Consider the following 24,790-nt stretch of genomic DNA (forward strand, 5'->3'; position numbering starts at 1 on the left):
CGAGACCCGGCAGGTCGCCGACGGCGGGCAGCGCACCCGCGCCCGGCAACTCGCCGAGACCGGGCAGCTCGCCCAGGCCCGGCAGAGCGCCGGCACCTGGCAGCTCGCCGAGGCCCGGCAGCGCCGGTGCACCCGCGGACGCTGCCGCACCGCCGAGCGAAGCGGTGAGCGCCTGCAGCTGCTCGATCGCACCCTGCGGGCCATCGCCGAGCGCAGTGGTCAGGTCGCCCGCCTGGGGCAGGTGACCGAGAGAGGCCAGGTGGTCGACCGGGACGTAGTCGAGCACCAGCGGCGCGACCTCGTTCACGTCGGCGGCGCTGATGTCGCCCAGCCCGGCAGCGGCCAGCGCGGCCTGCGGGTCCTGGCCGAAAGCGGCGAGCGCGGACGGGTCTTGGAGCAAGGTGAGCGTGAAGTCGTGCAGAGTCTGCACCGAATCCATTGGGGGATCTCCACTTGTCGTGATTACGGGGAATGCCCGGCCCTCCCCGGCCGGGCGTGGCGCTCAAGGTAGGGACGGGGCGCCCCCGCTCACATCGGGGTTTACACCCAGTCGCGCCTCGCTCAGCCGTTAGGGGGTCGATATGAGATCGTTAGGGAGTTAGGGGATCGGACACGCGGAACCCGGTTGGGTTAAATCCCACCCCGCTCTTGCCCGTCTGACCCGAACGGGTGAGGATGCGTATCCGTTCAGTGAGTTACGCCCCTTGGCCGAACCCTGATTGCGACGAAGGGAGGAAGCGGCGGTGCCCTACGTGCTCGGCATCGACCTCGGCGCTGCCCGGACCCACGCCGCGCTCCGTCGCAGGCAGGGTGACCGGTGGGACGATCCCGAACCGTTGTGGCTGGGCGAGACCTCGCCGGCGACCGCGACCGCGCTCTTCCTCGACGACGAGGGCTACCTGCTCACCGGCGATGCTGCCACGCAAGCCGGCGCGGCCGTGCCGTCCCGGCTGATCACCGGCTTCCATCGCCGCATCGGCGACGACGTGCCGGTGTTCATCGGCAGCGAACCGTTCACGCCGGAGTCCCTGGCGACAGTCTTCGTCGAAGGCATCGCCGACGTCGCGGCCAGCCAGACCGGCGGGCCGCCGCGCCAGCTCGTCGTCACCCACCCCGGTGACTGGGGTGGTTACCGACGCGAACTTCTGCGCCAGTCCCTGGCGGAGTCCGGTTTCAACGCGGTCACCCTTGTTCCCAGCGCAGTCGCCGCGCTCTACGCCCATCTCCCAGAGCCCGGCGCGGGCGACCGGACTGCCGTGGTGTGCGAGTTCGGCCCGGACGGTGTCACTGTCACTTTGGCGACCGCCTCGGGAGCCAGCGGCTGGATCGCCCGGAACAGCACCGAAGGCGTCGCCCCGGGTTCCGCGATCAGTACCGCGTTCGGTCTCGCGCAGGCGGCCAACGTCACCCCGGAGTCGCTGGCCGGCATCGTGTTCTGCGGCGAGCCCGGGCAGGGCGCTCTCCCAGGACGACTGCCCTGCCCGTTTTTCACCGGCCCGCAGCCCGCGGATACGGCCGCCATCGGCGCCGGGATCCTAGCCAGCCAACGGACGCGGCCGCTCGCGAGACGGGAAGCCCCGGCCCCCGAAACCACCTTGCTGCCGCGAGTCGACCGCGAACCCGAACTTCCCGAGAGACCCGAGCGGCCGCCGGTGGAGATCACTCCATTCACGCTGCCGGAGCCCGAGGGCGCTGCCAAACTGATGCGTCGATGGCGACCACTCGCCGCCGCGGCCGCCGTGCTGGCGATCAGCTCCTCGATCCTGATCGCGGTCCTCACGTCACACGAAGCGACCGCGGACAAGGAACCCGCTTCTCCCCGTCCCCCTGTCCTGAGTTCGTGCGCCCACCCAGCCACAACTCCCTCCGGTGAAGGTCACTGTTGAACGCACTGCTGGCGAAAACCGGCAACGACGCCGTCCACCCCGCAGCCCGCCGCCTCCTCGAACAACTCGCCGACGCCCCCGCGGCGCCAGTCCGGCTCGTGGTCGTGGCACCGGGCGGCTACGGCAAGACCGCTCTGCTGGGCGCTCTCGACCGCAGCTACCGCGAGGCAGGCGTCGAGGCCACCGTCATCGACGACGCCGACCAGCTCGACGACGAAGACCTGACCAGGCTCACCATGCTCGCTGCCGCCAAAGAGGGACCGCTCGTGGTGGCACACCGTCCAAACTCTCGTGCGCAAGCATTGCGAGCCCTGGGCGAAACGCTGCTGCTGCCGCCGCTGACCGTCGAAGAAGTCGGCAAGCTCGCGAAACAGCTCACCGGCCGCACTGCGGATGCCTCTGCCCTGCACGCCAGCACCGGCGGTGTCCCCCGCCTTGTAGAACGCGTCGTAACCGCCCGCCTCGCCGACTTCCGCGCCGAACTGGCCGCACTAGACGACGACGTTCTCCACTACCTCATCGCCGCCGAGGCCGGCGCGGCCCGCAACCTCGATCTGCTCTGTTCCTTGCTGGAGCGCACACCAGACGAACTGCCCGAAGTCGTCGACGGAGCACGCGCGACGGGCCTCCTCGACGCCGAAGACATTCTCCTGCCCGCCGCCGCCGAAGCAGTGCGCGCTTACGGACCGCCGGCTCGTCGCCTGGCGGTGTTGCAACAACTCGTGGAAGCGCAGCTGACTCGCGGCCTGCCTGTCCTTGACCTCGCGACATCTTTGCTCGACGCCGGCAGTTCGGGTGCCTCCGCTGCAGCCGCGTTCGCAACCGCCGCAAGCGAAGCTCTCCCGACGGATCCAAAACACGCCGCACGCCTCTTCGAAGCCGCCGCCGACGCCGGTGCCCGCGACGCTGCGACCACTACGGGCTGGGCCCGTGCCGCCGCATTGTCCGGAGACTTGGACACCGCCCTTCGCCTAGGCGACGGCATGTTGTCTGGCGAAGATCCCGAAGCGCGGGCCGCTGGTGCCGAGATCGCTGCAACGGTCCTGGCCCACCGCGGCGAGCTGGCCCGTACCGCAGAGCTGTACCGCTGGGCCGCAGCCACGGACAGCTTGTCCCGTCAACACGCGGCCGTCCCCGCGTCCGACGCCAGTGGCAACAACTCCAACTTCACCCCACCAGGCAACGAAAACCCCAACGCCACAGCGACCGGCCATCAAGTCGCAAAGCACCCCACGGCAGCCAACTCAACGCACTTTCAAGCCTCCGCACTCCCCAGCGCGAACGCTGCCGGAGCCGCCATCGATCCCGCTTCCGCGGCACCGGCCACTTACGTTTCCAACGGCAATACCTCGTATTCGACATCGCCCCAACCAAATGGCGAGAGCTATCGCTGGGTGGGCCCCGGCGCGGTAGACGCGTTCGCCACCATCGCCCTCGTCGGAACCGGTCAGACCACCGACGGTCAAGCGGTCGCCCACGTGCCGATGCCGGGCGTCGCACCGACGTTGTTCACCGGTGCCGCCGCGCGAACAGCGAACGGGATCGTCGAATCAGTTTTCGGTTGCGGGACAGAGGCGTTGCCGACGCTGGTGGGTGCCGCAGCAATGCTCGAACCGGCGGTCGGCGGTGCACCGCTTCCGGACAGTCCGGCGGCGCTCGCCGCACTCGCCGGTTTGCACGCTGGTGAACTGGCGCTCGCGGAATCGGTGCTGGAACGAGCACTCGCCAGCAGCGTCGGCGGCGACCTGCTCGCCACCCGGCATCGGCTGTTGCTCGGCTGGGTCGCGATGACCGGCGGCCACCTCGCCGCCGCGACTGAGCACCGTGATGCCGTCGCTGGCACCAAACTTGAAGCCCGCGACGAGTTGTTCTTCGCGACACTGGAACTCGGCCTCGCCCGGCGGGCGAGCGATCTGGTCGGGCTGCAACAGTCGTGGGAGCGGGCGTATCAGGCGTCCATGCGTCAGCAAGTGGACTTGTTCACGCTGTTGCCGTTGGGCGAACTGGCCATCGCAGCCGCTCGGACCGGTGCGCACGCCAAACTGGCCCGTCGGCTAGAGCGAGCCCACGCCATGCTCGACCGGCTTGGCAATCCTCCTTTGTGGACAGTCTCGCTGTGCTGGCACGAACTGCACGCCGCGATCACCACGGAAGACCGCGCCACTGCCGAACGCCAGCTGGCAGCGCTGAACCGTTTCGCGGACTGCGGCCGCTATCCGGCCGCGCTCGCCCGCGCCGCCGGGTGCTGGCTTGCCGTGCTCGGCGGCACGTTCGATCCGGGCCAAATCTCCGCAGCAGCCGCGGAGCTTCACGAACTGGACTTGTGCTGGGACGCCGCCCGCCTGGCCGGCCAAGCCGCGATTCGGACCTCCGACCGCAAGGCGATGGTCCAACTCCTCGAAGCGGCTCGGCAGTTCCAAGGCACGACTGGACGTCTCGAGTCCGCCACCCCGGCCCCAGGCGCGGCGACCGGGTTGAGCGCGCTGAGCGAGCGCGAACTGGAAGTCGCCCGCCTGGTAGTCGACGGCCTGACCTACAAACAAGCTGGCAGCAAACTCTTCATCTCCGGCAAGACTGTCGAACACCACATGGCCCGCATCCGCGGCAAACTCGGTGCCACAGACCGCCGCGAACTGCTCGCGACCCTGCGCGAACTCCTCGCCAAACCGACCGTGCACTGACTCGTGAACTGCCTCAGTCCCGGCTGGGGCCGAAACGCTCGGTCCGGATCGACTGCGGCGCGTGTCCCAGCGCGAGCATGATGTCCGCGGCCGTCTCGACGAACCCGGTCGGCCCGCAAATGTATGTGGTGGCACCGAATTCAGCCGGCCAGGCAGCGGTGTTCAACGTGGCGACGTCGATGCGCCAAGGGATGCCGGGTCGCCCTTCCGGAAGCTCTCGCGTGTAGACGTAGGTGACGTCCAGCCCCGCGTACGGACGGCGAAGTTCCTCGGCGTAGTACAACTCCGCCGGAGTGCGCAGCGAATAGACCAGCCGGAACAGTGCTTTGCTGCCAGCTTCGCGACGAGCCCGGATCATCGACATCAGCGGGACGATGCCTGCGCCACCAGCGACAAGCAGCACCGGTGCCGGATCGGTGGGACGCCACACGAACCAACCGCCGATCGGGCCGCGAATCTCGACCGGGTCTCCGACCGCGTAAGGGCCAGCGAGGTGCTCGGACACTTCGCCGTCGGCTACCCGCTGCACGGTCAGTTCGATTCGGTCTCCGTTCGCCGGTGCGGCGAGCGAGTAGCTGCGTTGCGCGGTGTAGCCGTCAGCCGCGGTGAGACGAACGTCGACGTGTTGTCCCGCGAGATGGCCCGGCCACCCTGGGATGTCGAAGGCCAGGGTGCGCGCGGTCGGCGTCTCCTGCCGGATCTCCGCAAGCTGGGCGACGCGCCACGCTAGTCGCCCTGATACCGCTGTTCCCGCCATGGATCTCCGTAGTCGTGGTAGCCAGCCGCTTCCCAGAAGCCTGGATCGTCCTTCGTGGCGAGTCGCAACTCGCGCACCCATTTCGCCGACTTCCAGAAATAGAGGTGCGGCACCAGCAGGCGAGCGGGGCCGCCGTGTTCCGGGGTGAGCGGCTTGCCCCCGTACTCGTAGGCGATCCATGCCTGTCCGCCGACAAGATCGGCGAGCGGAAGGTTTGTGGTGTAGCCGCCGTAGGAATGCGCCATGACGTAATCGGCGGCCGTATCGAGATCCCCGACGAGCGCGTCCACTGGAACACCCCGCCAGCGAGTGTCCAATTTGGACCATTGAGTGACGCAGTGGATGTCGACCGTGATCTTCTCGCTCGGAAGCGCCATCAGTTCCGGCCAAGACCATGAACGGCGTTCACCGTTCTCGGTCACTACCGCGAACTCCCACCGCTCCGTGCTCACTCGCGGGGTGGGTCCGGCCGAGAGGACTGGGAAGTCTTCGGCGAGATACTGCCCTGGCGGCAGCCGCGGATTGGCCCCGCGGGCGCGTCCGGTGAAGCCAGGTGTGACGACTCCCATCGCACTTCCTCCGGGCATATCCGACGGCTCATCCGCTCAGCCGCGAGACTACCCGCGCACCTGCAAGCCGAGCGACGTGACGAGCACCGCCGCCTGCTCCGGGGACACGATCGCGCCAGTCAGCGACGCACGTGTCAGGTCGAGCGACGACAGATCGCTTCCTCGCAGCTCAGCACGTGTGACGTCGATGTCCTGCAACTCCGCCCCGGACAGGTCCACGTCGGTGAACACTGCTCCCGAGCACTTCGCCTTCGTGAGATCCGCTTCGCGCATCCGGACGCCCTGGAATGTGACTCCACGCAGGTCAGCGCCGTTCAAGCCGACGAAAGACCAGTCGCCGCCCGTCACGCGCAACGGCCGCAGGCCGCAGTCCTGGAACCGGCTTCCGACCAGCTTGCACCCGGTGAACTCGGCGTCGAACAGGTTGCATCCCTTGAACACGCATCCGGTGAACGCCGAGTCAGTGTGCCGGGACGCGTTGAACTGCACGTTTCCGAACACGCAGTCCAGGAAGGTGACGCCGCGCGTGACCGCCTCGGTGAGGTCGACCTGGTGGAACTCACAGCGCTCGAACCGCCGCGTCGTGAACTCCTCCGCGTACCAGTCTTCCCGCCGGTAGACGCGGTCCTCGACCGTCTCGATACCGGGTGGCTCCGGGTCCTGTTCAGGCATTCGCCAAGCCTAGTTCGCCCACCTGCGATCGGGTACCGGACGCGGCATCAAGCGCCCCGCCACCTTGGGATTCTGGCTGGCGGTGGCCAGAATCACCCGGGCCGCACCACATACGGTGTCGCCTGTTGCTCGAGCGGCTTGCGTGATCGGCCCCTTCCGCTCTGCTACGCGGCTCATGCCACAGCGAGGAGCGGTCTTCCCCAGACCGCCATACGATGGCCGGATGAGCGAAGGCCGATGGTTCGATGCCTGGGTGCCCTGGCCCGAACTGTCGGGACTGGCCGCCGCGGGCCGGGCACTGCTGCCCGCAGTACCCGCCACCCCGGCCGCGCTCGCCCGAACCGTCACCGAGCAACTGGTGGGCCGCCGTCTCACCACAACGGTGCAGGGCCATGAGGTGGGCCTGACCCTCACGGAGCTCGACTACCCTGCGGACTCGCTTCGTCTGGCCACCGGTCGGGTGGGAGACGTCCGCGTCGTCGCGAAAGACGTCGACTGGCCCGTTACGAGCAGCGCGGCGGCCCCCGCTGAGCAAGGCGCTGACAGCTTTGCCGGCACTGCCGGTCCGTCTCGAACCGGAGCGGCCGCAGCAGCGTCGAACGCGCGTGGCGGAACGAAGGGCCCGACCACCTCGGACGCATTCGGTATGCCTGCCGAGAAGGGCACGCGGGCTCTCGCCGACGAGCCGAGCAAGACGGACGGCCTGTCGAGCACGGCTGGTCTTGCGGCTGACCGCATCGAGCAGTCCACCGACGACCGAACTGGCGTACGCCGATCCGGTCCACAAGAGAACACGGCATCGTCGGATTCTGTTCAGGCGCAACGTGATCGCCGGATCGCGGAAGCCACACCAGGTGCCGCAGCGCGGAAATCTGCCTCGGCACCTGACGCAACGAGCTCGGAACCGCGCGAATCTGAACAACCGACTTCTCGGCGCAACTCCGGACGGCCGTCCACCAGTCGCGGAGCCGACTCGGCAACTCGGCCAGTTGCCGATACGCCAGCAGAGCCTGACGTCGACCGTATTCCGCTGCGGCGCGTAACCGTGCTCGCCAAGGACGTACGGCTTCGAGGATTGCCTTCGCCAGCGGTGATTCCCGGATCTGTCGAACTCGAGATAGAAGTGAGCGGGGCTGTGGTGCGGGATCGGGTTGCCGCGGCACGTCCGGATCTGATCGCGACGCCGCATCCGGAAGGGTTCCGGGTGCGCTGGCGAAAGCATCCGCACTGGGGGCATCTGACCCTCGTCGCAGACATCGAAGACGAAGCAATAGTGCTGACCCCGACCGCGCTCCGCCTCGGACGGTGGGCGAGGCGTCCGCCGAAGCGGATCCGGCCGATTGTGCTTCCCCTGCCGGATCTGCCGAAAGGGTTGCGCCTGACCGGAATCCGGCCGGACGAAGACGAACTCGCGCTGACGATCGCAGCTGACGAATGGCCCGGACGGCTCGCCCGGATTCCATTGCCGGACATGCTGACCTGGCTGACGACAGCGGCAATGACACTGACACTTCCCGGATTCGGATCACGGTCCCTCCCCTGAACCGGCTGCGGCCTCCACCGGACCCTTCTGGTCCGAGCAATGGATGCGACGCTGCCGTGATCCAGAGTGCTCGAACATCCGTTCGGAATCATCACTCGATCGGGGAAAGATCGAAAACCGTTGGCACGCAAGGGAAACGCGAAAACGGCCCAAAATCCTGTCGGTGCGGTCGGCTAACCTCGGAATCGAGCCGTCAGATCGCTCCGAGGGGATACCACCGATGACAGCCACCGCAGAACTGCTTCGAAGAAACCGAAGACCCCGCGACCATTCCGGGTCACCGCAGACAAGCGCACGTTCAGAGCGACGCTTGTTCCTCCACCGGAAGGCAGACCTCGAACCGGGTGTCGCCCGGCTCCGACGTCACTTTGATGTCGCCCGAGTGCCGTTCCACGACGATCCGCCACGAGATGTCCAGCCCGAGACCGGTTCCTTCGCCCACGCCCTTCGTGGTGAAGAACGGCTCGAAGATGCGCTGGCGCACCTCTTCCGGGATTCCCGGCCCGGTGTCGCCGATCTCGACGCGCACCTGCTTGCCGACCTGCCAGGTGCGAAGGGACAGCGTTCCCTCGCCGCCCATGGCACCGACGGCGTTGTCGATGATGTTGGTCCACACCTGGTTCAGCTCGGCGGCGTAGGCAGGAATCCGGTCGATCGAGCAGTCGTATTCCTTGACCACGCGGATGCCTTCGCCGAGCTTGCCCGACATCATCACCAGCGTGGAGTTGAGTCCTTCGTGGACGTCGATGAACTGGTGCGGCGCGCGATCCATTTGCGAGTACTGCTTCGCCGCGCCCACGAGCGTGGAAACCCGGCTGGTCGAGTCTTCGATCTCGCCCATCAGCATCTCGGTTTCGAGTGCGTACGCGAGCCAGCGGATCGCACCGTCGAGCAGTCCTTCGCCCACCGACTCGAGAACGTGGTCGAGGTTCTCCGGAGTGAGCCCGGCAGCGACGAAGATGCTGGCGAGGTCCCAGCCTTGGTCGATGCCGTGTTCGTCGAACCAATCGCCGATCTCGTCCTCGCGATCGGACTGCTGCATCGCGGAGAGCTTGGGCGCGTCGCCGACCTGCTTCACCAAGCGTTCCTGCACGTCGAGCAGCAGCTCGAGCAGGTCCGGGTCGATGTCTTTCTTGGCCAGGATCGCCAGCTTGTGCCGCATGCCGGCGACCCGCTCCCGCAGCGCGGCAGTCGCGCGCACCGCAGCCGCGGCCGGGTTGTTGAGTTCGTGCATAAGCCCGGCGGACAGCTCGCCGAGGGCGACGAGCCTGCGTCGCGAGGACACCAGCGCGTCGGTGTTGCGCCAGCCGAGGTACATCCCCTCCAGCAGGTGCGCGGCCATCGGGAACCACTGCCGGAACTCGACGGCGAACTCCGCGGCGGGAAGCGTGAGGAAGGTCAGGTCGCTGACGGCGTAGATCGTCGCGCCGTAGGTGGCCTCGCTGTCCTGGTAGGCCAGGAATTGCGTTGCGCCGCAGTAGGAACCGCGCTGATCGGACCGCTTCATCTCGACCTCGGCGCCGGCTACCACGCGGGTCATCCGCAGCGCGCCGTTGAGCAGGACGTAGAAGCAAGTCGCCGGATCGCCCTCGCGGATCACCACGGAGTCAGCCTTGAACTCCTCGCGAGCCGCGTTCTGCTCGATCCAGTCGAGCTGCGCGTCCGAGAGATGCTCGAACAAGAACAGACCGCGCAGTTCCTCGCGCGGCAAAGCGGGCTGAGTCACTGTTCCTCCAAGTAACGGTGGACCAGGGTCACGGCCATGGCGCCCTCGCCGACGGCGGACGCCACGCGTTTCACCGACTGCGAACGAACGTCTCCGGCCACGAACACGCCGGGCACTGACGACTCCAGGTAATGCGGATCGCGGTCCAGGGTCCATCCCGGCGGCCTGCGTCCCTCTTCCACGAGGTCCGGCCCGGTCCGGACGAATCCGTGGGCGTCCCGGAGGACGCCCTTCCCCAGCCACTCCGTGCGCGGAGCGGCCCCGATGAAGATGAAGAGGTGTTCCGTGTCCAGCTTCTCGGTCACGCCGTCTTTGCAGACCGTGATGGACTCGAGGTGATCGTCCCCATGAGCCTTCACCACCGTGGTGTGCGTCCGGACGTGGACGTTCTCGATGGCAGCGATCTGCTCGATGAGGTAGTGCGACATCGACGACTCCAGCGACGCGCCGCGCACCAGCAGCGTCACGTCAGTGGCGTGCTGGGCGAAGAACACCGCTGCCTGCCCCGCGGAGTTCGCGCCGCCGACGATGTACACGTGGTCGTTCGAGCACTCAGGCGCTTCCGTCGCGGCGGAGCCGTAGTAGACGCCCCGGCCGGTCAGCTCCGCGATTCCCTCGGCTTCCAGCGCTCGGTAATTGACGCCGCTGGAAAGGATCACGGAGTGCGCCGCGATCTCGGATCCGTCGCCGAAAGTCACGACCCGGCTCGAACCGCGCGCTTCCAGGCCCACGACATCGCGCGCCGTGAGCACTTCGGCGCCAAACTTCTGCGCCTGGCGGCGGGCTCGATCCGTGAGCTGTGCGCCGGACACTCCGTCCGGGAAGCCGAGGTAGTTCTCGATCCGGGAGCTGGTTCCGGCTTGGCCGCCGGTGGCCTTGCGCTCGACCAGGACGGTTCGCAGCCCCTCGGAAGCGCCGTATACCGCGGCGCCGAGTCCGGCCGGACCGCCGCCGATCACCACCAGGTCGTAGAAGTCCTGCGCGGGCTGGGTGGAAAGGCCCACCGCATCGGCGATCTCGCTTCCCGATGGCTGTTTCAGCACCGTGCCGTCCGGCGTCACGACGACCGGGATGTCGGTCTCGCACGCACCGGCGGCCTGGAGGATGCGGCCGGCTTCGTCGTCTTCGACCGAGTACCAGCGATACGGGACGGCGTTGCGAGCAAGGAAGTCGCGCATCCGGAACGACGGCGCCGAGTACCGGTGCCCGATCAGCTTCGTCTCTTCCACCGGACGATCGCCGACCGCGAGCCAGGTCTCGACGAGAGAGTCGATGACCGGGTAGAGCTTCTCCTCGGGCGGGTCCCACGGCTTGAGCAGGTAATGGTCGACGTCCACCACGTTGATCGCCTGGATCGCGGCGTCAGTGTCGGCGTACGCCGTCAGGAGCGCGCGCCGGGCGTTGGGGAACAGGTCCATCGCCTTCTCCAGGAAGACGATGCCGTCCATGTGCGGCATGCGGTAGTCGGCGAGGATCGCCGCGACGGCGTCGCCGCGCAGCTTGATCTCGCGGAGGGCGTCGAGGGCGTCGGCTCCCGAGTCGGCGCGGATGACGCGGTAGTCCTTGCCGTAGCGGCGACGCAGGTCGCGCGCCACCGACCGCGAAACGGCGGGGTCGTCGTCGACGGTCATCAGGATCGGCTGGCTCACACGGCACAGCCTACGGTGTCCGGCCAGCGCTCGTGGCAAGCAAGAGAACCAGGGACCGGTGCCCGCCGCGGCCGCCACCGCGGCGGGCACCGGTTGTCCAGGTGGCGGCTATGGATAGCGCACCAAGTTCACCGGTTCCGTGCCCGCCGGGGTGATCGCGCCGGCTTCGTTGATCACGTGAGTGATCACCCCTTGGTGGTTGAGCGAAACCGTCACCATGTCGTGGAACCGCACGTCCGGGGCGACCGGGGCGGCGAAGGCGTGCGAGCAGGCCACCGACGGGTTCGTGCTGAAGAAGCAGTAGCTGCCCAGACCCCAGGCTTCGTGGCTGATGACGTCCGGTGCCACTTCGTAGGCGGCGTAGCCCTCCGCCCCGCCGTTCATCCAACTGGCCTGGTCGGGGACGTCGTAGGGCATCTCGTTCTGGAAGAAGTAGGTGCGCCCGCCGTTTCCGTTCCAGGTCACCTGTGTCTTCTGGAAGTGCTCGACGAACAACCCGTAGACAGTCACGTCGTTGCCGTTCACCACCAGTCCGGTGTCGGCGGTGTTCGCGGTCCAGCCGACGTGGCTGTCGTCAGCTCCGTGATCGGCTCGCCAGAGCCACAGGTGGTCGCCGATCACGTCGTTGCTGTTGATGACGAGGCTGGTGCGCGCTCTTCCCGCGGCGGCACCGCCGATGCGGAAGAACACGTCGTGCAGGGACGTCGGGTTCGCCGAATGGTCTGCGTCCGATTCAGGATCGCCGACTTGCATGAGGATGGCCGACGAGGTCGTTCCGGCATCGATCAGCAGGCCGGCGATCTCCACACCGTCCACGTCGTCGACCTTTATCGCGGCGATCCCGCCGTCCGGCACCAACGTCGCGATGCCGAGGCCGAGGACGACGGTGTCCGGGCGGGTCACGTGCAATGGCTGGTCAAGGTGGTACACGCCTGGAGTGATCAGCAGGTTCAGGCCCGCCGTCAGGGCTGCGTTTATCTCGGACGCGGTCGCGCCGGGCTTCGCAATGAAGAACTGGTCGATCGGCACCGAAACTCCTGGCGCGCTGTCGTGTGCCCAGGTGACCCCGGAGGTACCGGTCCGTAGTGCGGGTACGAAGACCCAGTACTGCCCGGACTCGTCGATCTGAAGGCACGGCTTTTCGCGCACGACCGGGGTCTGGTCGACTGTGGTGTACGGAGGGTGCGGGAAGGTGCCGGCGGGTGCGCCGTGCACGCCGACGAACACCATGTTCCAAGTGGATCCGTTCCAGCCGCCGAACTGCGAATCGCGCGAGATCCATTGCTGTTGCGACCCGGAACGGATCTGGCCGTCGATCTTCGTGTCCGAGATCCAGCCGCCGCTCGACCAGCCGCCGCCGTGGTCGAGGCGCAGGTCGCCGCGGACGTGCATCCGCCGGTACGGGCTCGCCTGCGAGACGGCCCATTGATCCGTGCCCCCGACTGGGTTCACTGACAGGTTTTCCGCGCCGCGCCAGAAGTTCTGGGTCGCGTTGTTCGGGGGAAACCAGTCCGCCTCCACGTGCACGGCGCCGTTGATCTCCACGGCGTCGGGCGTGCTGCCCAGTCCTAGGATTTGGGTGTAGAAGCCGACGTTCACGTCGTTGGAGTACGTTCCCGGCTTGAACAGCACCGCGTAGCGCTGACAGCCGAACTGGTTCTTCTCCTGCTCCGCGAAGATCGCGTCCAGCGTGGACTGGATGCGCGCGCTCGGCATCGACGGATCGAAAACGACGACGTTCGGCCCCAGGTCCACTTGCCCCGGCGGCGGAGAAGTAGTGCCACCCACGGAAGCCAGTGTGAACGACCGGTCGGTGGCGTCGTGACGGCCGTGTTGTCGTGGCTTCTCGCGGTCGGCAGGCTGTCCGGCCGGACGCGGTTCGCAGTCTCGGCCGAGGTCAAGATCGACAACCACGGCAGCCGGACGCGCTGGCCATTGCGGGTCGAGCTTGGGGAACGGCAATCGCGGTGGGGCTGGGGCACCGCAGGGTTCCGGGGCGTTCTTGTCCTCCGAAACGGGAAGCCGGGAAGGGCGCGTGGTCGTCTCCGCATCGCTCTCACGGGTGGAGTGAAAGTGCCAATCGTGCGCGTTTGTTCCGGTTCCCGTGTACGAGCGGGTCAGTGAGCGGGGCTTGGCGGACGACTGAGCGGTAGGTCGTTGAGTGTTCACCGTCATGGCCTGGCCGGACCACGCTTCTGCGTTTGCCGGGAGGGGTTGATTGGGTAGGGCTGCGCTGCTCAGGCCGGGGAAGCAGGCAGGCGGGCTTGGAGGCGTCGGCAGCAGGGCGGTCACTCTCCGTGATTCGGGACCCATTGCCACCTCCTTGCCGAGACGGGACCGTCAGGCGACCTCGGCCGGGAATGCGGTCCGCCGTGGGGCAGCGGCCGGCTCGACATCGCGACTGCGGAGGAATGTAACCGCGGACACACCTGCACTCAACGTAAACCTGAAGAAAAGTCAGGAAGGGCAGTCGACCTGCACGAATACGCCGGGGACACGAGAGAGCACTACCGGACCGTCCAGCTCGGCGCGGCCTTCGAGGGTGCGTGCGGCACGTAACCGACCCCCTGCCGAAAGCCTCGGAGGCGGGGTGTACTGTATGTCCATACGAGATGCGGAGTTCACCTCTGCTTCGGGGCTATGGCGCAGCTGGTAGCGCACCTCACTGGCAGTGAGGGGGTCAGGGGTTCGAGTCCCCTTAGCTCCACAAGTTTGAGAGAGACCCTTCGATCGCACCATGGTGTGGGTCGGAGGGTTTTTTCGTGCGTCCTGTTCCGGAGGGGCTCCGGGGCGGCAAGTCACAGCGGGCTGGACACGATTGTCGTCGAGTGGCTGGCGTCGGTTGCTGAGGTGGTTCATGTGACGACGTCGAGCGCAATTGGCTCGACCGACGGGGTCGCTCCGAAGTGGACAGTCAGGTTGCATCGATGGCCAGCATGATCGGGCGATGAGGTCGTTGGGCGTCGCGTATTGATTGCTGGGGTGACGATTCAGCTCACGCGGCCGTACGCTGCCCGAGCGACGGACGGGGCACGACGGTCAGGTCGGCAGGTGTCTGGCTCTGGGCGGACGGGGAAGAGGCTCGGTCGATGCGCTAACGGAGATTGTCGCCTCCGGGTGCGGAACGGTTGTGGCGCTTGCGAACGCGTCAGTCGGTTGTCAGGAGCTAGGACGCGCTCGACGGGTCGGAGGGGACGCTTCGGCTAGGTGCCGGTGCGCGGACGTCGTGGGAGTGCGAGGTGGAGAAGCGTATTCCCCCGGAGATGCGCAGTGCTCCGGCTACGACCAGGACGCGGTGTCGGCCCTGCCGCCTGATCGGCCAGATGGGCCGTGACTGCGGCACAGGACGCTGGGGTCCCGCCTGTGCCGAGGAGGGCGCGGCCGAGCCATGGGGGAAACGACAGTTCGATGCGGCGGCTTGTTGGTTAGACCGCGGGTTAAGCCAAAGCGTGGTGCTGAGCAGGGGCGCTTCGGACGGGGGGCGCTTCGGAGAGAGTCGGGGCGCGAATCGGTCGCAGCTCGGTGGCCGGTCGCTCCGGCCGCTCCAGTCGAAAGTGCGGAAGTTCGCAAAATTCCGCTGTTACGGCTCGGCCGGGCCAAGCGGGGAGATTGCACACTTGCACAATAGAAGGAGTTGTCCCAGTTGCCGAGAAGCGGGGCAGTCCGTTCACGATGTCGAATGCCGCGGGCGACCCTCGGGAACAACAGAAACACTCTGCGTCGCCGGCCCGCTAATAAATAACCATTCGCCGACTCTGCGACAACGGGCAGAAATGTTGCCCGTAACCGCAAATAGAACTCCCCCAGGCCGGAAAATGCGGCACTGCCCGGGCCGCGATAATCGATTCAACACCGTACCGGCGAGTACGACAAGATATTCGCCGCGGAAGGGCCTCCTAGGGGAGGTAACACCACTGTCGCACCTGGTGCCAGCACCACCTTCGGGAGGTCGGGAGCGGTAAATCGCGAGCGTCCTTCCTATTCGGAGCTTGAAACTGTCGGACATGACGCCAACTCATTACCCCAATCGGAGGTAGACCGTCTTTTCAAGTTCTGACATGCTCGGCTCGGCCGACAGCTCGGTGCGTGGGGTCACTTGAGACGGGCTATTTTTCCTCAGGGGTAGATATGGAAATTGAGCTATTGGGATCGGTGACGCTCCGGCAAGCCGGCCGGAGGCACGGAGTCGCGTCGCGAAAGGTGCGGACTGTACTCGCGTTGCTGGCTTTGTCGCCGGGGGTACCGTTGTCCCTGGACACGCTCGCGGACGAACTGTGGGCCGACAAACCGGTCTCCAACGTGCGAAACGCATTGCAGGCCAACATCGCCCGGTTGCGGAAGCTCGTGTTCAACGTGACCGGCGAGCGCGAGGTGGTCCGCACAGTCAGCAGCGGGTACCTGATGACCGTGCCCGCCGAAGCCGTCGACGCGCATCGGTTCTCCGCTCTGGCACAGCGCGGCGCCGGGCTGCTCAATCAGGATCCGCGCGGGGCCATCACGGTGTTCGAGCAGGCTCTGCGGCTCTGGCGGGGGCCGGCGTTGCTCGACGTCGCCGATTGCACCCGTTGCCGGATGGCCGCCGAGCAGCTCAACGAGCACCGGCTGACCGTGCAGGAGGACCTGATCTCCGCGCGGCTGCAAGTCGGGGAACATCACGGGCTTTCCCACGACCTGAAACAACTCGTCGCGGAGAATCCGGCCCGCGAGCGGCTCAGCGAGTACCTGATGATCTCGCTTTACCGCGACGGCAGGCAGGGCGACGCGGTCTCGGTCTTCCACAACACCCGGCAGTGGCTGAGCGCCGAACTCGGGCTGGAGCCCGGGCCGGGGCTGCGCCGGCTGTACCAGTCCATCCTGATGCAGGACCGGGTCCTCGACTGAGCCGTCGTTTTCTCTTCCACCGCGTCAGCATGGCAGTCCCCGATGACCGCCTGCTGACACCGCGCCTACGGATCCGTCGCGTCAGGGCGCTGTCAGAAGGGTGTCACCGCTCGCCGCTAGTTTCGGGCCGGTCCCCAGAACCGGTCCCTGACTATCGGGAGTGCCCCCATGACGACAGCCGTCTCCGAACGCCTGCAGCAGATCCGCGAGATCGTCTGCACGCACCTCGAACTCGACGACGCCGAGCTCACCGAAACCAGCGATTTCGCCGACGACCACGAGGCCGATTCGCTGTCGCTGATGGACGTGCTGGCCGCGCTGGAGAAGAGGTTCGGCGTCACGATCGACCAGGCCCAGTTCGCCCGGATGACGAACCTGCGCGCGGTGTACGAGGTCGTCTCGGAATCCGCGAGCTGGTAGAGACCATGTCTTCGCAGACGGCCAGCATTCCACGCCGCGTGGTCATCACCGGATGCGGTGTCGTGTCCAGCATCGGCATCGGCGTCCGGGAGTTCACCTCCGCGCTGCGGGCCGGGCGCAGCAACGTCCGGCCGATCTCGGTGTTCGACACCACCGGGTTCGCCCACGACAACGGCTGCGAGGTCGCCGACTTCGAGCCCGCTCAATGGATTCGCACGCTCGACCCCGGCGATCTCGGCCGGGCGAGCCGGTTCTCCACCGCCGCCGCGCGCCTCGCCGTCGAGGATTCGGGGCTGCCGCTGGAAACCTTGCGCGCCGCACGCACTCTCGTCTCGGTGGGCAGCACCGACGGCGAGGCGCACGAACTCGACGGTCTGGTGGCGCAGGAACTCTCCGCCGGGCTGGCCGGTCTCGACCCGCGGCTGGTGCGCCGCACTTCCGCGGGCCGGCTCGCCACGTCGATCGCGCGCGAACTGGAACTGACCGACGTCGAGACCGGGACCATCGCGACGGCGTGTTCGGCGGGCAACTACGCCATCGGCAACTCGCTCGACGCGATCCGGTGCGGGGACGCCGAGTTCGCCCTCTGCGGCGGCGCGGATGCGCTGTGCCGCAAGACGTTCACCTCGTTCTACCGGTTGCGCAGCATCGCCCCGGACTGCTGCCGTCCGTTCGACCGCAACCGGATGGGCATCCTCACCGGCGAGGGCGCGGGCATTCTTCTGCTGGAGAGCCTCGACTCCGCGCTCGCTCGCGGGGCTCGGATCTACGCGGAAGTGCTGGGCTACGGCATGTCCTGCGACGCACACCATCCGGTCGCGCCGCATCAGGCCGGGATCGCCCGCTGCATGGAACTGGCGCTGGCCGACGCCGGGGTCAAACCGTCCGAGATCGACCTGATCTCCGCGCACGGCACCGGCACCAAAGCCAACGACATGACCGAATCCGCCGCGATCCGCGATCTCTTCGGGCCGAAGCCGCCGCGCACCGTGTCGATGAAGTCGATGCTGGGGCACTCGATGGGCGCAGCGAGCGCGCTGGCCGCGATCGGCTGTTCGATCGCGCTCACCGAGCAGTTCATCCCGCCCACCATCAACCACCGCGACACCGACCCGGACTGCCCGGTGGACTGCGTGCCCAACCAATCCGTCGACGCCGACCTCGACATCGTGCAGAACAACGGCTGGGCCTTCGGCGGCAACAACGCCGTGGTCCTGCTCGGCCGGTACGAGCGGCAGCCCCGAAAGGAGACCGCGCGGTGACCGCACCTGCCCGTCGCCGTCCGGTCATCTCGGCCTGGACGGCCATTTCCCCCTTCGGCTACGGCCGGGAAGCGTTCGCCGACGGCGTTCGCTCCCGCCGTGAGCCGACCATTGATTCCGGCACCCAAGGTGATCCGGCAGCCATCGTGCCCAGCTTCGACGTGCGCGAAATGTTCGGCCGCAAGAAGACCCGGGCGATGAACCGGGTCAGCGGGCTCACCGTGGCGGCCGCGCAGCAGCTGCTCGCCGACATGGAACTGGCTCCGGACGGCGACCGCGAGCACATCGGCTTCGTGCTCGGCACCACGACCGGCAGCGCGCAGAGCATGATGGATCTGACCCGCGCGTCGATCACCGGCGAACAGCCTGACCACGTCGAGCCCGCGGCGGTGCCCGGCACCGTGATGAACTGCGCGGCCGGGCAGGCCGCGATCTGGCACGGGCTCAAGGGGCCCAACGCCACGATCGCCGCTGGTCGCACGACTGGGTTGCAGGCGTTGAACTACGCCCGCCGCCTGCTGATGACCGACCGCGCGGCCCAGGTGCTGTGCGGTGCGGCCGAGGAGCATTCCGACGCCCGGTCCTGGCTTGAACACCACCGGCGCGGCGGGTCCGCGACGCTCGGCGAGGGCTGCGCCATGTTCCTGCTCGAACCGGCGGACTCGGCCGATCCGCGCAGCGTGCTGGCGACGTTGACCGGCATCGACTCGCGGATCTGCCTCGACGGCGACCTCGCCGGAACCCTGCACGCCACCGTCTCCTCGCTGTTGAAACGGTCTGGCGTTGCGGCGGAACGGGTGTGGGCGGCGGTCGGCAGCGGCTTCCCCGCCGGATCGGAACGCCCTGAGGACGCGACGCTGCGGCAGTTGTTCGGCGACGAAGTGACGGATCGCGTGCCGCCGGTGGATCTCATCGGCGACACCTCGGCGGCGACCGCGCTGTTCGGGCTGGCTTCGGTGCTCAGCATCGCTGACGGGGCCGAGCACGGCGAGCAGGATCACATCGTCGTCACCGCCTGCGATGACGACGGTTCGGTGGCCTGCGCGCTGCTGCAGCTCGGCGGTGAGTCGCGATGAGCAGAACCGCACTCGTCACCGGCGGCTCCCGAGGGATCGGCCGGGCAGTCGTGCTCCGACTGGCACAGGACGGGTTCGACGTCGCTTTCTGCTACCACAGCAATCAAACCGCGGCCGACGTCCTCGTCAAGGAGGTCCTTGACCTGGGCGTCCGGGTCGAGGCCAGCCAGGTCGACGTCGCCGACGGCGAGGCGGTCACGGCGTGGGTCGAGCGCACGGCTGACGAGTTCAGTCCGCCGGACGCGCTGGTCACCTCGGCCGGGATCACCCGCGACGGTTCGCTCGCGCTGATGTCCGAGCCGGACTGGTCGAGCGTCCTGCGCACGAACCTCGACGGCGTCTTCCACGCGTGCCGTCCCGCCGTGTTCCGGATGATCAAACGCCGCGCCGGAAGCGTAGTGACGCTGTCCTCGGTGTCGGGCGTGCACGGCAATCCGACGCAGACCAACTACTCCGCGGCCAAGAGCGGAGTGCTCGGCTTCACGAAGGCGCTGGCCAAGGAAGTCGGCCGGTACGGGGTGCGGGTCAACTCCGTCGCGCCGGGCCTGATCGAGACCGACATGCTCGGCAAGCTCAGCGAAGCGACCCGCGAGAAGATGCTGCGGGCCGTTCCGCTGCGCCGGTTCGGCAGGCCGGAAGAAGTCGCCGACCTGGTGTCCTTCCTGGTTTCCGAACGCGCCTCCTACATCACCGGCAGCGTCTTCGAGGTCGACGGCGGCTTCGTCGTCTAGCTGATCTCCCCCAGCGGCAGCGCAGAAAGCGCGTGCCGCGTCCTGTCCGTGCGCTGGCGAAAGGACGTCATGAGCGCCGAGAACGGTTTCATCCCGCGGCTCAAGACCGCGGTTCTGGGCACGGCCGACCGCCCGCTGGTGTTCGTCGGCAACTTCGAGGTCGAAGAGCAGTGGGCGGTCGACGAGCAGGGATTGCCCAGGGTGTCCGCCCCGGGCGGCACGGCGGTCGTCAACAGCATGGACGAGTTCGCGTTGCTGCTGGGCGGAAAGCGGGACCACGTGGTGCTCAAGCACGCGCCGGACCCCGGTTACCGCAGTTACCTGGAAGGGCTTGGCCTCGACCTGCCGCAGATCCACGTGATCGCGGACCCGGACCCGGCGCGCACGGTCAGCCAGGACGCCCTGCACGATCCGTGGTTGATCGCCGCGCTTTCCGCGCTGCGCACTGACGAAGCGCATCTGCTTGCCCACGGCGTCTCGGCGGTGGAGGAAGAACTGTCCACCGCGACTGGGCTTCCGCTGGCTGCGCCGGACGCGGCCCGCTGCAAGGCGGTGAACAGCAAGATCTACAGCCGGCGCATCGCGACGCAGCTCGGACTGCGGCAGCCGAACGGCTGGGCGTGCGACACGCTCGATCTGCTCGATGCGGCGGTCACCGAGGCCGCCTCAGTGCTTGCCACCGGGCGACGGGTCGTCGTCAAGGAGGCGTTCGGGGTGTCCGGCAAGGGGATCTCGGTGGTCTCCGACGAACGCAGGCTCGACCGGTTGCGGCGGATGATCTCCGCGACCGCGCGGCGGAAGGGCCGGGACCGGATCGCGTTCGTCATCGAGGAGTGGGTGGACAAGCGCTCCGACCTCAACTACCAGTTCACCGTGAGCCGGGACGGTTCGGTGCGCTTCGACTTCGTCAAGGAGCTGATCACCGAGAACGGCGTCCACAAAGGACATCGGATCCCGCCGCGGCTGGACGAGGCGCAGATCGATAGCATCCGGTCCGCGGCGCAGGCGCTGGGCGGGCAGCTCGCCGCCGACGGTTACTACGGCGTCGTCGGAGTGGACGCGATCGTCGAACCGGACGGCGGCATCTTCCCGGTGCTGGAAATCAACGCCCGCAACAACATGTCCACCTACCAGGTGCCGATCCAGGAACGCTTCGTCACCGCGGGCGAGACCGCGATGGCCCGGCACTACTCGCTGCGGCTCGGTGCCAGCGTCGGCTTCGACCGGGTCCGCGACGTGCTCGGCGACCTGCTGTTCGACGGCGCGGGCAGCGGCCTGCTGGTGAACAACTTCGCCACCGTCAACGCCGGCGCGCAGACCGCCGACGGAGCCCCGTTCGCCGGGCGCCTCTACGGCGTGCTCATCGGGGATTCGGTCGCCGAGGTCGACCGGATCGACGCGCGAGTCGAACGCGCCCTGGCCGTCCTGCAGCAGGACTGAGCACCCGTTTCCGCCCAGCCGAAGAATAAGGAAGTTCTGTGACCGAAACCGCTACCGTTCCGGAGTTCGCCGTCGTGTCCGGATCCCAGGTGCACCAGGTGCTCGACGGCGCCGAGAAGCAACTGGTCGAGCTGATCGAGGCGGCCTACCGGCTGCACGGCCAGCAGGCGACCGTCAACCCGCCCTCCTACTTCCTCCGGTTCCCGGACCGGCCGTCCGCGCGGATCATCGCGCTGCCCGCCTCGGTCGGCGGGGAGGTCGCGGTGGACGGGGTCAAGTGGATCTCCAGCTTCCCGGAGAACGTCCGCACCGGGCTGCCGCGCGCGTCGGCCGTGCTGATCCTCAACGACCAGGTGACCGGGTACCCGCTGGCCTGCATGGAAAGCTCGATCATCAGCGCCGCCCGGACCGCGGCGTCGGCGGCGCTGGCGGCCGATTGGCTCAGCCGGCGCGGCGAGCGGCCGCGGCGGCTCGGGTTCGTCGGCACCGGCCTCATCGCGCGGTACGTGCACCGGTTCCTGATCGGCACCGGCTGGGACTTCGACGAGACCGCCGTGTTCGACCTCTCCGCCGAGCACGCCGCGGGCTTCCGGGGATACCTGGAGAGCACGGGCGCGAGCGGGATCGCGGTGCGCGAGAGCGCGGAGGAACTGATCCGCGGCAGCGACCTGATCGTGTTCGCTACCGTCGCCGGCGAACCGCACGTGCACGATCCGGCCTGGTTCGACCACAACCCGCTGGTGCTGAACGTTTCCCTGCGCGACCTGTCCACCGAGGTGATCCTGGCGTCGGCCAACGTGGTCGACGACGTCGAGCACTGCCTCAAGGCCAACACCTCGGTGCACCTGGCCGAACAGGCCACCGGCGGACGCGACTTCCTCGGCGGCACCCTCTTCGACGTCATGACCGGGGCACTCGCCCTGAACGCTGACCAGCCGCTGGTGTTCTCGCCGTTCGGCCTCGGCGTGCTGGACCTCGCGGTCGGCAAGCACGTCCTGGACGAGCTGCGCCGCCGCGGCGAACTGCACGAGGTCGGCGACTTCTTCTTCGAACTCGACCGCTACGGCAAGCGCTGAGCCGATGCCGATCATCACCAGTCCGCACGAGTTCAACGTCGAGGACCTGTTCGTCGACCTGAACGGATGTACAGGGCGATCGCTCTACCTCAAATGCGAGGGCTTCAACTTCGCCGGTTCGATCAAGATCAAGGCGGCGACCGAGATGATCGACGCCGCCGAACTGGACGGCACGCTGGCACCGGGCGCGACCCTCGTGGAGAGTTCGTCGGGCAACCTCGGGGTGGCGCTGAGCCTGGTCGCCACCAGCCGGGGTTACCGGTTCATCTGCGTTACCGATTCACGCTGCACCCTCGGCGCCCGGCAGCTGATGCAGACGCTCGGCGCCGAGGTGCACGTGATCACCGAGCCGCATCCGGAAGACGGGTTGCTCGGCGCGCGGATCGCGCACGTGCGGCGGCTGTGCGCCGAGGGCGACGACCGAGTGTGGCTCAACCAGTACGCGAACGCGGGCAACTGGCAGGCGCACTACCGCACCACCGGCCCGCAGATCGCGAACTCGTTCCCCGATGCCGACGTGGTGTTCATCGGAGCGGGCACGACGGGCACGCTGATGGGATGCGCGCGTTATCTGCGCGAGCACTGCCCGGCCATGCGCGTGGTGGCCATCGACACCGTGGGTTCGGTGACCTTCGGGACCCCGGCCGCACCGCGGATGATCCCCGGTCTCGGCACCGGAGTTCGGCCGGTCCTGCTCGACGAGTCCTATGTGGACGATGTGGTGCACGTGCCGGAACTCGACACCGTGCGCATGTGCCGTCATCTCGTCCGGGCGGGTTTCCTGTTCGGCGGCTCGACCGGCACTGTCGTCGCCGGGGCGCTGAACTGGCTCGACCGGCACGCGCCCGGCGGAAGCTTCACCGCGGTGGCGGTCGCCCCGGATCTCGGCGACCGCTACCTGGACACGGTCTACCACGACCAGTGGGTGGCCGACCTCTACGGAGACGCGGCGCTCGCCCCGCCCGCCGCGCTCGGGAGCTAGTACCACTCGAAATCGAGGTGCCACGCCTAGTGTGCGCACGATCACGAGGAGCCATCCTTAGACCGTCCGGCTTGCCGCCTGCGCGGCGGGAGGCCTGAAGCGGCCCAAGGAGTGCGGCATTGCGAACGCTACCTCTGCTCCGTCTCGCGCGGTGGTGTGCCGGGCACCCCGGCCCGGTCCTGGGCGCGTGGCTGCTGTTCCTGGTCGTGGCGGCGAGTGAGGGTCTCGCCGCCACGTCCGGTGGCTCCGCGCAGGCGGGCTTGGTGTCCGCCCCGTCGGCCGGTTCCGTGCTCGCGGTCGGCTGCCTGCTCACCGCCCTGCTGCTGTTGCTGGTGCTGGGTTCGCTGCGGCTGGCCGCGCTCGCGTTCGGATATCTCGCGACCGTCGGGGTCAGTGCGCTCGGAGTCCTGATGGCGATCTCCGAAGCCGGCGCGGGCGCGTTCGGCAGCTGGAACCTCGTTCTCCTGCCGGGCATCACGAGCGCGGCCAACCATCTGCTGTTCGCGGTCCGCAGGCAGCAGGAAATGCCGCCGGGCAAGCACGACGCGTCCGACACGGCGCAGATCGTCGCCTCGACCGCCGGGCGGACCGCGCTCGTCACCGGACTCGCGATGCTGGCCGCGATGACCGGCCTGTATCTGACCGGCGAACCGCAGGTCATGCGGCTGGCCGCGGCCGTGGTTCTGGTGGTCCTCGTGGAAGCCGCCGCGGCTCTGTCGCTGCTTCCGGTGTTGCTGACCCGGATCGCGCTGCCCGTGCGGAGGTCGTTCCAGTGGCACTGGCTGCCCCGGTTCGTTGCCCGTCTGCCAGCAACCTGGCGCTACCGAAGCGCAGCGGGACTCATCGGCGCGCTGGTCTGTGCCGCCGCGGCTCTCGGTTTCGTCGTCTACCGCTATCTCGAATCGCCGACGCTGCCGCCGTTGCCGTTGGCGCTGCTGATCGGGCTGACCTCGCTGGCGGTGATCACGGCTTTCCGGCCGGTGGCGGTCGCGCTGACGACCGCGGTGCTTTCGGTGCTGTCCGCGCTCTTCGCGCTGACCATGCTCACTTGCATGGCTCCGCCGACGCCGACGTGGCTGCCCGTGGCACTGGTGGCCGTGCTCGCCGCGCCCACGACCGACATGCACGTCTGTCTGCTGCATCACTTCCGCGTCGAGGCGCTGACCGGGATGTCGCCGCAGCACGTGCTCGCCGAGGGACTGCGTCGCGGGACTGTGGCGATCTCCAGTGCGAGTGTGGTGTCGATCGGGGTCTTCAGTGCTCTCGGGATCGCCGGCACCGGCGCGCTGAGCGAGTTCGGCTGGGCGGCCGCCGCGGCGTTGGCGATGGACGTGCTGGTGATCCGGTTGGTGCTGCTGCCCTTGCTGCTCTCACTAGCGGGCCCGGTCCGCTGGTGGCGGCGGACCGGGCCGGGGGCTGCGCGTAAGTGAGCCGGGAAA

Annotated in this window: 19 protein-coding genes and 1 tRNA gene; 13 read left to right on the top strand and 7 right to left on the bottom strand. The window is 68.0% G+C overall.

The genetic code is table 11. The features are described from left to right. The coding region (locus tag D0D37_RS21045) for an IniB N-terminal domain-containing protein (RefSeq protein ID WP_208720069.1) at positions 1 to 439 on the bottom strand (439 nt) is incomplete at its 3' end. A gap of 304 nt (positions 440 to 743) precedes the next feature. On the opposite strand from D0D37_RS21045, the gene D0D37_RS21050 reads away from it, so the two are divergent. Both D0D37_RS21050 and D0D37_RS21055 read left to right on the top strand, forming a co-directional pair. Further along, positions 744 to 1,886, top strand: coding sequence for an Hsp70 family protein (locus D0D37_RS21050; RefSeq protein ID WP_116202275.1), 1,143 nt, complete (start codon positions 744 to 746; stop codon positions 1,884 to 1,886). Further along, on the top strand, positions 1,883 to 4,567 hold the full coding sequence (locus D0D37_RS21055; RefSeq protein WP_208720070.1) for a helix-turn-helix transcriptional regulator: 2,685 nt from the start codon (positions 1,883 to 1,885) through the stop codon (positions 4,565 to 4,567). Before D0D37_RS21050 ends, D0D37_RS21055 begins: the two co-directional genes overlap by 4 nt. A 13-nt stretch (positions 4,568 to 4,580) precedes the next feature. On the opposite strand, the gene D0D37_RS21060 is transcribed toward D0D37_RS21055, so the two are convergent. Genes D0D37_RS21060 through D0D37_RS21070 form a run of 3 tightly spaced genes read right to left on the bottom strand, consistent with a single transcriptional unit; the run spans position 4,581 to position 6,565 of the window. Beyond that, complete coding sequence (locus D0D37_RS21060; protein WP_116202276.1) at positions 4,581 to 5,324, bottom strand: ferredoxin reductase; 744 nt, start codon at positions 5,322 to 5,324, stop codon at positions 4,581 to 4,583. Then, complete coding sequence (locus D0D37_RS21065; RefSeq protein WP_116202277.1) at positions 5,294 to 5,893, bottom strand: sulfite oxidase-like oxidoreductase; 600 nt, start codon at positions 5,891 to 5,893, stop codon at positions 5,294 to 5,296. The genes D0D37_RS21060 and D0D37_RS21065 overlap by 31 nt, the downstream gene beginning before the upstream one ends. A 48-nt stretch (positions 5,894 to 5,941) precedes the next feature. Continuing rightward, on the bottom strand, positions 5,942 to 6,565 hold the full coding sequence (locus D0D37_RS21070) for a pentapeptide repeat-containing protein (protein ID WP_116202278.1): 624 nt from the start codon (positions 6,563 to 6,565) through the stop codon (positions 5,942 to 5,944). An 82-nt stretch (positions 6,566 to 6,647) separates the two neighbouring features. Here D0D37_RS21070 and D0D37_RS48030 point away from each other — a divergent pair, with 82 nt between their 5' ends. Next, positions 6,648 to 8,108, top strand: a complete 1,461-nt coding sequence (locus D0D37_RS48030; protein WP_244223599.1) for a hypothetical protein — start codon at positions 6,648 to 6,650, stop codon at positions 8,106 to 8,108. Positions 8,109 to 8,406: 298 nt separating this feature from the next. On the opposite strand, the gene D0D37_RS21085 is transcribed toward D0D37_RS48030, so the two are convergent. From D0D37_RS21085 to D0D37_RS21095, 3 genes are all read right to left on the bottom strand, one after another. Further along, a complete protein-coding gene (locus D0D37_RS21085; protein ID WP_116202279.1) occupies positions 8,407 to 9,834 on the bottom strand; it encodes an ATP-binding protein in 1,428 nt (475 codons plus the stop codon). Further along, positions 9,831 to 11,483 (bottom strand): NAD(P)/FAD-dependent oxidoreductase, encoded by a 1,653-nt coding sequence (locus tag D0D37_RS21090; protein ID WP_116202280.1) that lies wholly within the window; start codon positions 11,481 to 11,483, stop codon positions 9,831 to 9,833. The genes D0D37_RS21085 and D0D37_RS21090 overlap by 4 nt, the downstream gene beginning before the upstream one ends. A gap of 108 nt (positions 11,484 to 11,591) precedes the next feature. Then, positions 11,592 to 13,199, bottom strand: a complete 1,608-nt coding sequence (locus D0D37_RS21095) for a coagulation factor 5/8 type domain-containing protein (protein ID WP_208720072.1) — start codon at positions 13,197 to 13,199, stop codon at positions 11,592 to 11,594. 918 nt (positions 13,200 to 14,117) lie between these two features. Here D0D37_RS21095 and D0D37_RS21100 point away from each other — a divergent pair. From D0D37_RS21100 to D0D37_RS21145, 10 genes are all read left to right on the top strand, one after another. Continuing rightward, positions 14,118 to 14,190: transfer RNA gene (locus D0D37_RS21100), tRNA-Ala, on the top strand. A 1,493-nt stretch (positions 14,191 to 15,683) separates the two neighbouring features. Then, positions 15,684 to 16,364 carry an AfsR/SARP family transcriptional regulator gene (locus D0D37_RS21105; protein WP_244223600.1) on the top strand — a complete coding sequence of 227 codons (681 nt, stop codon included), beginning with the start codon at positions 15,684 to 15,686 and terminating at the stop codon, positions 16,362 to 16,364. A gap of 168 nt (positions 16,365 to 16,532) precedes the next feature. After that, the gene (locus D0D37_RS21110; RefSeq protein ID WP_116202283.1) at positions 16,533 to 16,784 is read left to right on the top strand and encodes an acyl carrier protein; all 252 of its coding nucleotides are present in this window, start codon (positions 16,533 to 16,535) and stop codon (positions 16,782 to 16,784) included. 5 nt (positions 16,785 to 16,789) lie between these two features. Beyond that, positions 16,790 to 18,046: a beta-ketoacyl-[acyl-carrier-protein] synthase family protein gene (locus D0D37_RS21115; RefSeq protein ID WP_116202284.1), complete on the top strand. Its 1,257-nt coding sequence runs from the start codon at positions 16,790 to 16,792 to the stop codon at positions 18,044 to 18,046. Beyond that, positions 18,043 to 19,122 (top strand): beta-ketoacyl synthase N-terminal-like domain-containing protein, encoded by a 1,080-nt coding sequence (locus tag D0D37_RS21120; protein WP_116202285.1) that lies wholly within the window; start codon positions 18,043 to 18,045, stop codon positions 19,120 to 19,122. The genes D0D37_RS21115 and D0D37_RS21120 overlap by 4 nt, the downstream gene beginning before the upstream one ends. Beyond that, on the top strand, positions 19,119 to 19,853 hold the full coding sequence (locus tag D0D37_RS21125) for a beta-ketoacyl-ACP reductase (protein ID WP_116202286.1): 735 nt from the start codon (positions 19,119 to 19,121) through the stop codon (positions 19,851 to 19,853). The genes D0D37_RS21120 and D0D37_RS21125 overlap by 4 nt, the downstream gene beginning before the upstream one ends. A gap of 69 nt (positions 19,854 to 19,922) precedes the next feature. Then, positions 19,923 to 21,293 carry a preATP grasp domain-containing protein gene (locus tag D0D37_RS21130; RefSeq protein WP_116202287.1) on the top strand — a complete coding sequence of 457 codons (1,371 nt, stop codon included), beginning with the start codon at positions 19,923 to 19,925 and terminating at the stop codon, positions 21,291 to 21,293. Positions 21,294 to 21,331: 38 nt separating this feature from the next. Next, positions 21,332 to 22,369 carry a 2,3-diaminopropionate biosynthesis protein SbnB gene (gene sbnB / locus D0D37_RS21135; RefSeq protein ID WP_116202288.1) on the top strand — a complete coding sequence of 346 codons (1,038 nt, stop codon included), beginning with the start codon at positions 21,332 to 21,334 and terminating at the stop codon, positions 22,367 to 22,369. Between the two features lie 4 nt (positions 22,370 to 22,373). Further along, positions 22,374 to 23,351, top strand: a complete 978-nt coding sequence (gene sbnA / locus D0D37_RS21140; protein ID WP_116202289.1) for a 2,3-diaminopropionate biosynthesis protein SbnA — start codon at positions 22,374 to 22,376, stop codon at positions 23,349 to 23,351. Between the two features lie 119 nt (positions 23,352 to 23,470). Beyond that, the gene (locus tag D0D37_RS21145; RefSeq protein WP_116202290.1) at positions 23,471 to 24,781 is read left to right on the top strand and encodes an MMPL family transporter; all 1,311 of its coding nucleotides are present in this window, start codon (positions 23,471 to 23,473) and stop codon (positions 24,779 to 24,781) included. The last annotated feature ends 9 nt before the right edge of the window (positions 24,782 to 24,790 follow it).

Origin of the sequence: Amycolatopsis circi, assembly GCF_003385235.1 — a bacterium.
Taxonomy (GTDB): domain Bacteria; phylum Actinomycetota; class Actinomycetes; order Mycobacteriales; family Pseudonocardiaceae; genus Amycolatopsis; species Amycolatopsis circi.

Bases quoted from the DNA above. Each gene is read 5' to 3' on its own strand.
- D0D37_RS21060 (WP_116202276.1), bottom strand. From the start codon at position 5,324: ATGGCGGGAACAGCGGTATCAGGGCGACTAGCGTGGCGCGTCGCCCAG.
- D0D37_RS21065 (WP_116202277.1), bottom strand. From the start codon at position 5,893: ATGGGAGTCGTCACACCTGGCTTCACCGGACGCGCCCGCGGGGCCAAT.
- D0D37_RS21070 (WP_116202278.1), bottom strand. From the start codon at position 6,565: ATGCCTGAACAGGACCCGGAGCCACCCGGTATCGAGACGGTCGAGGAC.
- D0D37_RS21095 (WP_208720072.1), bottom strand. From the start codon at position 13,199: ATGCCGAGCGCGCGCATCCAGTCCACGCTGGACGCGATCTTCGCGGAG.
- D0D37_RS21110 (WP_116202283.1), top strand. From the start codon at position 16,533: ATGACGACAGCCGTCTCCGAACGCCTGCAGCAGATCCGCGAGATCGTC.
- D0D37_RS21115 (WP_116202284.1), top strand. From the start codon at position 16,790: ATGTCTTCGCAGACGGCCAGCATTCCACGCCGCGTGGTCATCACCGGA.
- D0D37_RS21125 (WP_116202286.1), top strand. From the start codon at position 19,119: ATGAGCAGAACCGCACTCGTCACCGGCGGCTCCCGAGGGATCGGCCGG.
- D0D37_RS21130 (WP_116202287.1), top strand. From the start codon at position 19,923: ATGAGCGCCGAGAACGGTTTCATCCCGCGGCTCAAGACCGCGGTTCTG.
- sbnA (WP_116202289.1), top strand. From the start codon at position 22,374: ATGCCGATCATCACCAGTCCGCACGAGTTCAACGTCGAGGACCTGTTC.